Annotated in this window: 10 protein-coding genes; 6 read left to right on the top strand and 4 right to left on the bottom strand. The window is 54.7% G+C overall.

Annotated elements, in window-relative coordinates; all coding sequences use genetic code 11:
- Positions 1-169: 169 nt before the first annotated feature.
- The gene (locus GGR27_RS17520; RefSeq protein WP_168039748.1) at positions 170-1,630 is read right to left on the bottom strand and encodes a hypothetical protein; all 1,461 of its coding nucleotides are present in this window, start codon (positions 1,628-1,630) and stop codon (positions 170-172) included.
- Positions 1,631-2,473: 843 nt separating this feature from the next.
- Between GGR27_RS17520 and GGR27_RS19905 the strand changes: the two genes are divergently transcribed.
- From GGR27_RS19905 to GGR27_RS17510, 3 genes are read left to right on the top strand one after another with little or no spacing between them, the layout of a single operon-like run.
- Positions 2,474-2,680: a hypothetical protein gene (locus tag GGR27_RS19905; protein WP_209037985.1), complete on the top strand. Its 207-nt coding sequence runs from the start codon at positions 2,474-2,476 to the stop codon at positions 2,678-2,680.
- On the top strand, positions 2,677-3,183 hold the full coding sequence (locus GGR27_RS20335; protein ID WP_209037984.1) for an ion channel: 507 nt from the start codon (positions 2,677-2,679) through the stop codon (positions 3,181-3,183). Before GGR27_RS19905 ends, GGR27_RS20335 begins: the two co-directional genes overlap by 4 nt.
- A 5-nt stretch (positions 3,184-3,188) precedes the next feature.
- Positions 3,189-4,199, top strand: a complete 1,011-nt coding sequence (locus GGR27_RS17510; protein WP_168039746.1) for a bestrophin family protein — start codon at positions 3,189-3,191, stop codon at positions 4,197-4,199.
- Between the two features lie 135 nt (positions 4,200-4,334).
- Here the strand turns inward: GGR27_RS17510 and GGR27_RS17505 are convergent, their stop codons facing one another.
- The 3 genes from GGR27_RS17505 to GGR27_RS20200 all read right to left on the bottom strand — a co-directional run bounded on the left by GGR27_RS17505 (position 4,335) and on the right by GGR27_RS20200 (position 6,009).
- Positions 4,335-4,649: a hypothetical protein gene (locus tag GGR27_RS17505; RefSeq protein ID WP_168039744.1), complete on the bottom strand. Its 315-nt coding sequence runs from the start codon at positions 4,647-4,649 to the stop codon at positions 4,335-4,337.
- Between the two features lie 107 nt (positions 4,650-4,756).
- A complete protein-coding gene (locus GGR27_RS17500) occupies positions 4,757-4,903 on the bottom strand; it encodes a hypothetical protein (protein ID WP_168039742.1) in 147 nt (48 codons plus the stop codon).
- Positions 4,904-5,283: 380 nt separating this feature from the next.
- Complete coding sequence (locus GGR27_RS20200) at positions 5,284-6,009, bottom strand: class I SAM-dependent methyltransferase (protein WP_320060368.1); 726 nt, start codon at positions 6,007-6,009, stop codon at positions 5,284-5,286.
- 317 nt (positions 6,010-6,326) lie between these two features.
- Here GGR27_RS20200 and GGR27_RS17490 point away from each other — a divergent pair, with 317 nt between their 5' ends.
- From GGR27_RS17490 to GGR27_RS17480, 3 genes are all read left to right on the top strand, one after another.
- Complete coding sequence (locus tag GGR27_RS17490) at positions 6,327-9,065, top strand: class I SAM-dependent DNA methyltransferase (RefSeq protein WP_168039738.1); 2,739 nt, start codon at positions 6,327-6,329, stop codon at positions 9,063-9,065.
- A 182-nt stretch (positions 9,066-9,247) separates the two neighbouring features.
- Complete coding sequence (locus tag GGR27_RS17485; RefSeq protein ID WP_168039736.1) at positions 9,248-9,847, top strand: transposase; 600 nt, start codon at positions 9,248-9,250, stop codon at positions 9,845-9,847.
- 152 nt (positions 9,848-9,999) lie between these two features.
- Positions 10,000-12,120, top strand: coding sequence for a DEAD/DEAH box helicase (locus GGR27_RS17480; RefSeq protein WP_168039735.1), 2,121 nt, complete (start codon positions 10,000-10,002; stop codon positions 12,118-12,120).
- Positions 12,121-12,163 lie beyond the last annotated feature (43 nt).

The following is a 12,163-nucleotide window of genomic DNA, read 5'->3' as shown; positions in this document are numbered from 1 at the left end:
ATATTTAATTACGGGTCTGGTTTCATTTTTACACGAATGGACCAGTACTATCAATAGGAGAAATATTATAGTTATTCTTGAGCTCGTATTTTTAGTTTAAATGGTTTTTAAAAAGCTGAAAAGCTACGCCGGGAAATCCTTAAAGAATATCCCGGCGCAGCAATAACCCCTACTTCACTTTAGCCTCCGGCCAGTAAGAAGCCGCCGCGCTCGTTCGCCCGTAGGTAACTTCCACTTCGGTCAGCAGGCTCGTCAATTCCTGCATCCAGCCGTCCAGGTCTTTGCCCATTTTTTTCATATCGGCGTCGATGGCGGCGTCGACGCTGGCCTTGTCCTTGCCGTAGTCCACCACGAAGACGCGGTTGTCCGGGCCGCCCATGTCGTAGCTCCACACTTGGTAAGGGGAGCCGCCGCCGGCCTCAGTGAGCATCGTCTTCGTTTTTTCGAGGAAGGCCATTACCTTTTTCCCGTCTTCCGGCTTGTAGTCGAAGGCCTGAATCTTGTACACCGGCGTAGCGGACGTAACGTCAATTTTGTCGCTCAGGAAAGCGTAATCCACGTGGTTGCGCATCACGCTGAGGTGGGAACTACTCTTCTGCCCATCAAACGAAGCCATTGTTTTTTTCATTTGCGCGGGTGTTAGCTGGTAGTTCCGCTTACGCATTTGTTCGTACACCCTATCAATGTCGCTCATTTGCTGGATAGGGATGAAGTGACGGGCCATCCCGTTATCCTGGATGGAAGTTGTCCAGTAGAGGTCGGCATTCCCCGCCCGGAGAAGCTGGTTGGCGGCCTCATTGGTGGCTTCGTAATTCGCTTCTTTGCCCGGCAGGAGTTGTTCGTTGGCAACCACGAACAACTGATTAGTGGGTGGCTTAGCCTCCCGGCCGAGAGTGGTTACTTTTGTGCCGAAGGTAGAACTGACTCGTTTGCTAATTTCCGTGGCCGTCTTCCCCCAGGCCTCCATTTCGGGGCCGGCCAGCAGTTTTTCGGCTTCCGCCAGGCGGCGGTCCAGGTCGGCGCGGTCGGTGCCCAGGTATTCCACCTCGAAGGTCTGTCCGTCACCGTAATCCATGGTTACGAAATTCATGTGGACTGGGCTGCCAGCCTTACGCATCATGTCCACGAGCTTTTTGCCGTGCTCGAAGATCTTGGGGGTGTTGGCGAAATCGTAGACGAAGCGGTCGAGCCGCAGGGCGTTCATTTTGCCTTCCATGCCTTCCTCCCCGGCGGGCGTGTAACTCATGTCGAGGTGCTTTTCGATTAGCATGCTCTCGGTGCCCGTCACGATCTGAGCGACCGACGCGGGGTCGTAAATGGCTTTAGCCTCCTCGTCGGTGATGCTGGCCCGGGCGAAGTCGAACTGGGCTTCCAGTCGGTCGAGCTCGGCGTAGTCCCGAATTGGTGTGATCACTTCGAGGGTATTGTCTTCGTACCGGTAGAAGTCCCAGCCCCGGTTGCTGGCGGCCGCGTACTTTCCGTCTACTTTCTCAAGGGCGTCGATGAGCGCCTGCTGCTGGCCGGGCTTCACGTGCCAGCGGGTGAGGTCGAACTTGGGGTTGTCCTGGGCCTGGCCGGTAGCCGTGAGGCTACAGAGTATCAGGAGTAAAAAGGTCTTAAATACGTACATGTGTTTGACAGTTGTTGTTAAAAAAATTTGTGGGCTCGGTTGCTGGAAGGTTTTCCCCGCTATCGGTTGCCCGGTACCGAAATTAAGCGCGTTACCCGCCGAAAACGGACGGTACTTTCCCAAACCCGGTTTTTACTTTCCGAACGGTCGGATTTCCCTCTGCCCCTTCCCGTGCCGTTCTTACTTCGGGTATTACTAACTGATGTTACGCAGATTATTTCGCCACATAGCACGAAGTACTGCGCAGCAAAACACAAAAGCACGAAAATCGGTGTACGGCTACGCCGAAGCACCGTTTTACTTGTTCTTATGTGTTTTTGTGTTTATGTGGCATAATCCGGTTGCGTAAGATCAATTACTAACTGACTTTACGCATAAGATGTAACCACGTAGTACACAGAGGTCACACAGAATAGTACTTCCGTGTTTTCTTCGTGCCTTTATGGTAAGAAAAAAGCTACTGCGTAAGGTTTAGAGCACGTTAGGACTTTAGCTTCCGGCCTGTTTTGGCCACTTTTGCGGTGGTCTTCGTTAGCAAAATCCTCATTTAGCTACGGCTAAGGAACACCGATTTAATAACTGTCCTGATTGAAGCGCCGCTAGCGTGGTGGTATTCGAGCGATTTGAAGATCAGCATCCCGTACTTAGTCGGGACGGTGGTTTTCAAATGGTGAAGAATACCGCCACGATAGCAAGCTGCAAATCGGACAGTTATTGAATTGGCGTTCCTAAACTCCGGTTTTGCTGCCTTAACCATCACAAAACTGTCTAAAAACCGGTCAGGAACCCAAAGTCCCAACATGCTCTTAATTACTAACAAACGGCTCGCCAGCGGCCGGCCACGTGATTGGCAGACTGTACATTAGTAAGATCATCAAGAATAAACCCGTCACCTACTTCCTGGCGAACCACAAGTACGAGATCCTCCTCGCCGCCCTCATCGCCCACCTCTACGTCGGTATTTTCCTGACCGACTTAACCTTCTACATTCGCTTCGTCTGGCCGGTGAACATGCCCTGCTCGGCCTGGCCAGCGCGGCGGTGTTCGTGAGGGCGGGCCGGGTGCGGAAGTTGGTTCAGCGGGTGCTGTGGATCGTGGCTTTTTTGTTGCCGGTCAGCCTGCCATTTTTTGGTGAGGAGGCCGCGTTCATGGCGGGCATTAGCGTGTTTTACTGCCTCTTTTTCGGCGTCATTTTCGTCGAGATCATTCGCTTCCTGATCAAACCCAGCTACATCAACGCCGACATTATCTCGGCCGCGGCCTGCGGCTACTTTCTGCTGATCGAGATCATCGTTTTCCTGCTGCAAAGTTTTTACTACCACGACCCCACCGTACTGTCGAACATGACCGGTACGCAGCCGGCCGAGGTGTACATGGATATGGTGTACTTCAGTTCCGTCACCATCACCTCCATCGGCTACGGTGACATTTCGCCGACGGCGCACTCCACCCGGCTCATCGTGTCGCTGTTCGGGGTGGTGAGCCAGTTTTACGCGGTCGTGTTGGTGGGCATCCTCATTAGTAAATTTACCGCCGCACAAGATTTAAAGTAATACCCGTGCACGTAGGAAGACACTACCGACTTTCCGAATTCTTAATGTGGACGCGGCGGACCATTTACGTCCTGATCGTCCTGGCCGTCGTCCCCACCGTCGGCTACGCGGTGTTCGGCCTCACGTGGTTGGCTATTCCCTGGATACCGGTGGCGCTGATCGGCACGGCGGCTTCCTTCATCGCGGGCTTTCGGAATACCCAGACCTACAACCGGGTGTGGGAGGCGCGCAAGATATGGGGCGCGGTGGTGAACGACAGCCGCACCTGGGGCGTCATGGCCCGTGATTTCGTGGGGCCCGCCCCCGGGGGAACGGCCACGGAAGTTGGTGCCGTTCACAAGCGGCTGATCTACCGCCACGTCGCCTGGCTGACGGCCCTGCGCTACCAACTCCGGCAGCCGGAGGCCTGGGAGAATATGGACAAGAATTACTCCCGGGAGTACCTCAATTACTACACGGTGCCCGAGTGGGAAACGGACTTCGAAGAAGCCATCGCGCCCTTCCTGTCCGCCACCGACCTGACCTACATCCTCCCGAAAAAGAACCGGGCGACGCACCTGCTTAGCCTCCAGTCCAAAGAACTGCGTACGCTGCGTGAGAACGAGCAAATTGACAAGTTCCCCTACGTAGAAATGGAAAAGGTGATCAAGGATTTTTACACCCACCAGGGCAAGGCGGAACGCATCAAAAAATTTCCCTACCCACGCCAATTTTCCAGCATCAACCTGTTCTTCATCTGGCTAATCGTCATCCTGCTGCCGTTCGGGATGCTCAGTTTGTTCGACACCATGGGCGAGCACCTGGTCTGGCTCACCGTGCCGTTCAGCGTCATCGTGGGCTGGGTGTTCACCTCGTTGGAACGCGTTGGTGAAAGCACCGAGAACCCGTTCGAGGGCGGTGCCAACGACATCCCGATGGCTTCCCTGAGCCGGACGATTGAGATCGACCTCCGGCAGATGCTGGAAGAAACGGACGTGCCGCCGCCGCTGGTGGCCGTTAATAACATCGTGATGTAGTTGGGCGCGGTCCCCCGATAGCTATCGGGGGGCCGGGTGAGTTCGCGGATGTTCGAATCACTGCACCTGCGACCGCGCCCCACTTCTTTGTCTAAGCTAAATTATTCAACAGCGGAACCACGCCCCCGGCACGATTCAAGCCAACGCGTCGAGCCCCACAAAAAAGGCGGCAAAGGACCGGCAGGCCGCCGCGCTCTGCACGCAACGGGGGTGCAGACTTTCGCTCCACGCCTCCGCCCCTTCGGCACAAACGCGGGCGCAGTGGTAGAGCCGTTCGAAGGCCAGGTCGTGCCCGCCACGGAGCATAATGATGGTCACTTCCAGCGACAGAATGACGTCGGGTAGTTTGGCGTGGCAGGCCTCGGCGGAAGTGGTGATCTCGTAGCAGTAGCGACACACGCCCAGGCAAGCGTAGGCGTGTTGTAGGTAGGTTTTGGGTAAGCGGGACATGGAGGAAGGGAGGGCTTGGGTGCGTTCGTTGAAAGATACCCGGGGCAAGCGGGTGGTTGGTAGCGTCCGGATTAAATTACGGGGGATTGGTGGGGCAAAGCAATTTTTTAACGTAAATAATTTTCGCGAAAATTATTCCCCCCGTCGTCCTCTCCACCACCCTGGTAGCTGCGTTGCTGGTTGCCCCGCACCTCCCGCAGATTGCCCCCAAATTTCGGGTAAACGATCCGCCACTCGCGCTGGAATTCACTCACCGTCGTCGCTCCGTGGTGTAGGCGAATATGCGTTGGTTAATGTGGTCCGCCTTCCCCTCCCGTGACCGCGCATCACGGAGGTCAATTTTCATACTACTGGACATTGTCCCCGGACGCTTGGAGGACCTCAACAATTTCGCCTTCGGCTTCACGGCAGAGGACGCTCCAAGGTCCTCAAGTAGAATTTTAGAACCTTGGAGCGTCTCGAAACTAAAGCGTAGCGAAGGGTTTCGAGTCCTCCAAGCGTCCAATTTGAAAATGTCCAGTAGTGTGGTCAATTTTACAATCTCGACGCCGCCACCGACCCGACTGGCTAGGACAAAAGCGTGATGAGCGTAAGTAGGAAACCAACACGGTTAGAAACATCGACCGTACGCGGTCTACTCTTTCACAAACACCATAAAATGCTGCCAGGGCAGATTACCCACGTTCTCCCGCAGCCGCAAGCCAACGGCTTTCATTTCCCGCACGGCCTGTGCTTCCGACATTTTATGGAGGCGTTTGATGGGCACCGTGGGATCTTCCGCGCGGTATTCCAGCAGCACGAAGCGCCCGCCCGGCCGTAGCGCACTGACGATATTTTGCATCGTTTCCCGGGGGTGAGATAGCTCGTGGTACACGTCGACCATCGTGACCAAATCGACGGAGTTGGCGGCCAGTTGCGGGCTGGTTTCGCTGCCCCGGACCAGTTCCACGTTCTCGATGCCCTCCCGTTCGATCCGTTGCTGCATGAGGTCCAACATTTCGGGTTGGATGTCCACGGCGAATACCTTCCCTTCGGACGCTTTCCGGGCCATTCTGAAGGTATAGTATCCGGAGCCGGCCCCGATGTCCGCAATCCGCTCGTCGGCTTGGATGCCCATGTTTTCGATGGCCTGGCTGACGTTTTCCTCCCGTTCGCGCTCCGGCCGCTCCAACCAGTCGGCGGCGAGGTGGCCCATCACGTAGCTGATTTCCCGGCCCAGGTAGTACTTGCCGGTGCCGTTCTGGGAGGCGGTTTTGAAGGTGTAGGGGGAGTTTTCTGCCGTCGGCGATTTGTCTTGTTGGGCGGTGCAGCTGGTTAGGGTGGCTAGGTAGAGTAGGAAGGGGAGTAGGCGTGGGAGCACGTTTGGATGGTTTTTAGGGAAAGCGAGATTTTTGGGAATGGTTCTTCGCCTCATACTTAAGTAGGCGCACAGAGCAGCTCGCAGGTGCGGACGAGGGCACGGATCCCAATAAAGCACGGGGCCAGCTGGGCGCGGTCGCGGGTGCGGAGTTACTTAGATGAGCGAAGCGATTGGGCAACTATCCATTATGACCCACCTTCCAATAAAGCCTCCACCACCCACATAAAACCTCAAACTTATCCTACCTTGCCGCTGACGGCCAGACGTGAGCGCGGGCGAATGTTCGTGCCCGTCCCCAGGATAAAGCCAACCCCACCATGAGCGCCGTAGAAATAGAAGAAGCGGTATCCAACTTAGCCACCCAACCCTTCGACCGGGAAAATTTCCCTTTCGACTTCCTGGAAGCCTACGGCAACAAGGCGACCACCATCAAGCGCCTGCGCAAGGGTAACTCCAACAAATCTAAAGTTGCCGGCGGTATCCTCCAGCGCAGCAATATCCACCTCGCGGTCTGCGACGAAGGCCAGGTAGCCGACACCCTGCAGCAACTCTCCGACGCGCCGGAAACCGCCAAGCAAAAGGCCAAATTCATCCTCGCCACCGACGGCCGGGAAATCCAGGCCGAAGACCTCACCAGCGGCGACACCCTCGCCTGCGCCTATGCAGACCTCGAAGAGCACTTCACCTTCTTCTTCGAGCTGGCCGGCATCAGTACCGTCAAGGAGATCCGCGAGAGTGCTTTCGACATTAAGGCCACCAGCCGCCTCAACAAACTCTACCTCGAACTGCTGCGCCACAACCCCGACTGGGCCACCGCCGAGCGCCGCACGGAGATGAACCACTTCATGGCCCGGCTCATCTTTTGCTTTTTCGCCGAGGACACGAGTATTTTTAACGGTGACAATCTTTTTACGGATACGGTACAGAAGATCAGCGACCCGGATGGCGGCAATGTTCACGAGATCATGGCTGAATGCTTCCGGTCGATGGATACGCATTTTACTAAAAAGAATACAGAAGACATTCGTGTCTGGGCCAGGTCGTTCCCCTACGTCAACGGCGAGTTGTTTTCCGGCTCGCGGGAATGCCCCCGCTTCACGAAGATCGCCCGCGCCTACCTCATGCACGTCGGTAAGCTGGACTGGCAACAGATCAACCCCGATATCTTCGGCTCCATGATCCAGGCCGTGGCCGACGAGGACGAGCGGAGCAGCCTAGGCATGCACTACACCTCGGTGCCCAATATCCTCAAGGTCCTTAACCCGCTCTTCCTCGACGAGCTGCGCGAACAACTGGCCGCGGCCGGCGACAACCGCCGTAAACTGGCCAACCTGCGCCGACGTATCGCCCACATCCGCGTTTTTGACCCCGCCTGTGGTAGCGGCAACTTCCTCGTCATTGCCTACAAACAGTTGCGGGAGATTGAGTTCGCCGTTAATCAGCAGCGGGGCGAGGCCGACCGGAAATCGGAGATTCCCCTGACGAACTTTCGGGGGATTGAGTTGAAAAGCTTCTCGGCCGAAGTTGCCCGTTTGGCGCTTATTATCGCCGAGTACCAGTGTGATGTGCTTTATCTCGGGCAAAAACTGGCGCTGGCGGAGTTTTTACCGTTGGATTCTCAGAACTGGATTACTTGTGGGAATGCTTTGCGCATTGACTGGCTGTCGGTTTGCCCACCGACGGGGGAAAACGTTGAGATGCGCGGGGATGACCTGTTTAGTAAGCCGACGGATCAGGCGGAGGTGGAGTTTGAGAATGCGGGTGGGGAGACTTTTATTTGTGGAAATCCGCCGTATTTGGGAGCTAGAGATCAGAATAATGAGCAGAAAAGTGATCTGAAAGAACTTTTTATCAACCACGTTAAAAATTGGAAATCGCTTGATTATGTATCAGGGTGGTTCATAAAAGCCGCTAATTATGGAATGTCGACACAGTCAGCAACCGCCTTCGTATCGACAAATTCAATCTGCCAAGGCATACAAGTCTCAATACTTTGGCCACTAATTTTTGGTACCGCACATCAAATTAATTTTGCCCATCAATCATTCAAATGGGCTAATTTAGCTAGCTATAATGCGGGAGTTACAGTGATAATCGCTGGAATCAGTAAGCGTTCCACGCCCTTAAAACGGCTATTCTCTATTGATGAAAATTTAGAAACCGTAGAGCGAAAGTGTACGGAAATAAATGCTTATTTGCTAGCAGCGCAAAATGTCATAGTAGAGAAAAGTAGTAGGCCGCTGAGTGGACAAAGTGTAATGACATTCGGAAATACCCCAATTGATGGAGGTAATCTGCTTCTTTCCAGGCATGATCGCAATGAACTTACCCTTAGTGCCGATGAACAATCGAAATTTATACGTCGCATTTATGGATCAGCGGAGTTTATAAGAGGACTCGTACGTTATTGCCTGTGGATTGAAGATCGACACCTTGAACAGGCAAAAGCTATACCTGCAATAAATAGACGTATTGAAGCCGTACGTACTGTCAGATTGAAAGGAGGGAGAACTGCAAGGGCTATTGCTGGCGAATCTCATAGATTCCAAAGAATGAATGCTGCTACTTCAAGCACAATTTTAGTTGCGGCGATATCTTCAGAAAATAGGTCTTATCTGCCATGTGGCATTGTTGATCAAAAATCTAATACGACAAACAAGAATTACGCCCTATATGATGCTCCCCTATGGAACCTAGCCCTAATCGCCTCCCGTCTCCACTGGGTATGGATAGGAACCGTTTGCGTCCGTATGCGTACCGACTTTTCCTACTCCAACACCCTAGGCTGGAACACCTTCCCCCTCCCCACCCTCACCGCCAAAAACAAAGCCGACCTAACCACCTGCGCCGAAGAAATCCTAATCGCCCGCGAGCGCCACTTCCCCGCCACCATCGCCGATCTCTACGCACCGGACAAAATGCCGGCGGACCTGCAACGCGCCCACGACCGCAACGACGAGGTACTGGAACGTATCTACATCGGCCGGCGGTTTAAGAACGATACGGAACGGCTGGAGACGTTGTTTGCGTTGTATACGGAGATGACGGCAAATTGATTGAAGGCTCGGAGGACCTTGGAGCGTCCGCTACGAACAGCGAGCGGTAGCGGGCTTTTCGTGGTGGTCCTCCAAGCGTCCGGCCTCAGTACTACTAACCGGACGCTTGGAGGACCCAGAAAAATTGCGCTACGCTTTATTTTCCAGGGACGCTCCAAGGTCCTATAACAATACGAAAGACTATGCCACGGAAAGCGAAAACGCTCATACTTCCCAATACGTATTACCACATCTACAATCGGGGGATTAACCGGCAAGCTATTTTCCGAAAGCCAGCGGATTACCAGCGCTTTTTGACGCTCATTGATCGCTACGTATTGCCGGTAGCGAAACTATTATCGTACGCGCTGATGGGAAATCATTTCCACCTGACCGTTTTAATGAAGCCAGAGGACGAACTACCGGCTAAAATACAGGGTAAGCCAATGTCACTGGGTAACACCTTCGGTCACCTGCAGAACGCTTACGCTAGATATTTTAATCTACAGGAAAACCGGGTAAGCGGCCTGTTTGAACAAAACTACAAACGCATACCCATCGATACATTGGCCTATTTTAAAGATCTCATAGTTTACCACCACCTGAACCCACAGATTCACGAAATGACGGACGACTTCAGCGAATACTGGTGGACATCCTATCAGGAGTACAGCAACCCTTTGGTAGAACGGCGGGTAGATATTGATCTTACCTTGGAAAAGTTTGGTGGTAAGGCAGCCTTTTTTGAGGCGCACCGACGGGACATCCCGTTTCCAATGCAAGACTATGAATTCGGTGTTTAACTAAGCCGGTTATCTAGAAAATTAAGGACCTTGGAGCGTCCCTAAAATTGGAAGCGTAGCGAACAATTTAAGGGTCCTCCAAGCGTCCGGCTCTCCTTCCCCCACTACCCCTGCACCCGCGCCCGCGCCCACATTTTAATACCTTACGCCCCATGTCCGAAAGCAACACAAAAACCCGCTCCTCCCTCGCCATCAACTACGGCTCCACGGGTGGCTCCGTCAAATCCAACGAACTCGGCATGCGCGACATGCAGGAGCGTGCCTACGCCATGCGGGGCGAACAGTACCTGCTCATCAAATCCCCGCCCGCCTCGGGCAAGAGCCGCGCCCTGATGTTCATCGCCCTCGATAAACTCAACAAGCAGGGCGTCAAGCAGGCCATCATTGCCGTACCGGAGAAGTCGATCGGCTCCAGCTTCGCCGACGAGCCGCTGACAAAATTCGGCTTTTTCTACGACTGGTCGGTGGAGCCCCGCTGGAACCTCTGCAATGCACCGGGGGAAGACGGCAGCAAGGTAAAATCGGTGGAATCCTTCCTGAAGAGTGATGACAAAACACTGGTCTGCACCCACGCCACGTTCCGCTTCGCCGTGGAGCGATTTGGCGTTGAGGCCTTTGACGACCGCCTGATCGCCATCGACGAGTTCCACCACGTCAGCGCCGACGGCAACAACGTACTCGGCAGCCAGCTCCGGGAACTCATCGCGCGGGACAAGACGCACGTCGTGGCCATGACCGGGTCTTACTTCCGTGGCGACGCCGTGCCGGTCCTAATGCCGGAAGACGAAGCCAGGTTCAAGACCGTTACCTACACCTACTACGAGCAACTCAACGGCTACGAGCACCTCAAGACGCTCGACCTGGGCTACTACTTTTACAGTGGCGCCTACGCCGACGATATTCTTAAGGTCCTCGACCCCAACGAAAAGACGATCATCCACATCCCCAACGTAAACTCCCGCGAGAGCATGGGCGATAAGACCAAGGAAACGGAGCACATTTACGGTTCGCTGGGTGAATGGCTGGGAACGGACCCGGTAACGGGTTTTCAGCTCGTAAAAACGCCCGGCGGCAAAACCCTCCGCATCGCCGATTTGGTGGATGATGACGGTAACAAGCGCAACCGGGTGGCCGCCGCGCTCAGGGCACCTGAAGTGAAGACCAACCGTGATTACGTCGACATCATCATTGCCCTCGGCATGGCCAAGGAGGGTTTCGACTGGGTCTGGTGCGAGCACGCCCTGACGATCGGCTACCGGAGCAGCCTCACCGAGATCGTCCAGATCATCGGCCGGGCCACCCGCGACGCGGAAGGGAAAACGCGTACTCGCTTTACCAACCTAATCGCCGAGCCGGATGCGTCCGAAGAAGCGGTCACCGACGCCGTCAACGACACGCTCAAGGCCATTTCCGCTTCCTTGCTGATGGAGCAGGTCTTGGCGCCCCGCTTCAACTTCACGCCCAAAAATGTCGATAGCAAAGCAAAGGACGGCTACGACTACGGCGAGGAGGGTTATCAGCAGGACAAAAATAATTTTGGCTACGACGAAAAAACCGGGCAGTTCGACATTGAGATCAAAGGTCTTTCCAAGCCACAGACGCCCCACGGTAAACGTATATGTCAGGAGGACCTCAACGAGGTGATTGCCGCCTTCGTCCAGGACAAGCAGGCGGCTGAGCGGGGTATTTTCGACACCGAGCTCGTTCCCCAGGAAATCACCCAGGTTCGGATGGGCAAGATCATCAAAGGCATATATCCTAAACTCCCGCCAGAGGATATCGAGGCCGTCCGCCAGCACGCCGTGGCCGCCCTCAACATTACGCAGCAAGCGAAGAAAGCTGTTCTGGAAGAAGATTTGGGCGCTGGCGCGGGTGCAAGCGTAGTGGGGGAGGGGCCCCACATAGCAAGTAAGAGCAGTGATGGGGAACCGAAAGCCAACACCGCCCTCCTCGACGGCATCCGCAAGCTGGCCATGGACGTCCGCGAACTGGACGTTGACTGGATTGACAGCATCAACCCCTTCGAGCAAGCCTACTCCATCATCAGTAAATCGATGGACCAGAAGAGCCTCAAGGCGATGGCGGAAGTGATCAGCTCCAAAAGAATCACCATTGACCCGGACGAAGCGCGCGAACTGGCGAAGCGGTCCTTACAATTCAAGCGGGAACACGGTCGGCTCCCCGACTTGAAATCTTCCGATGTTTGGGAACAGCGTATGGCGCAGGGGATCGCCGTAATAGTCCAACTAAAAGCAGCGCAGCAGGATAGCTAACCGGACGGGACAGCTAACCGGACGCTCGGAGGAGCCTTCGGCA

The sequence above is a fragment of the Neolewinella antarctica genome (assembly GCF_011927835.1).
GTDB classification, from domain to species: domain Bacteria; phylum Bacteroidota; class Bacteroidia; order Chitinophagales; family Saprospiraceae; genus Neolewinella; species Neolewinella antarctica.
The sequence above is the reverse complement of the archived record's forward strand: the minus strand, read 5'-3'. Positions and strand labels throughout refer to the sequence as shown.

Bases quoted from the DNA above. Each gene is read 5' to 3' on its own strand.
- GGR27_RS17520 (WP_168039748.1), bottom strand. From the start codon at position 1,630: ATGTACGTATTTAAGACCTTTTTACTCCTGATACTCTGTAGCCTCACG.
- GGR27_RS17505 (WP_168039744.1), bottom strand. From the start codon at position 4,649: ATGTCCCGCTTACCCAAAACCTACCTACAACACGCCTACGCTTGCCTG.
- GGR27_RS17490 (WP_168039738.1), top strand. From the start codon at position 6,327: ATGAGCGCCGTAGAAATAGAAGAAGCGGTATCCAACTTAGCCACCCAA.
- GGR27_RS17485 (WP_168039736.1), top strand. From the start codon at position 9,248: ATGCCACGGAAAGCGAAAACGCTCATACTTCCCAATACGTATTACCAC.
- GGR27_RS17480 (WP_168039735.1), top strand. From the start codon at position 10,000: ATGTCCGAAAGCAACACAAAAACCCGCTCCTCCCTCGCCATCAACTAC.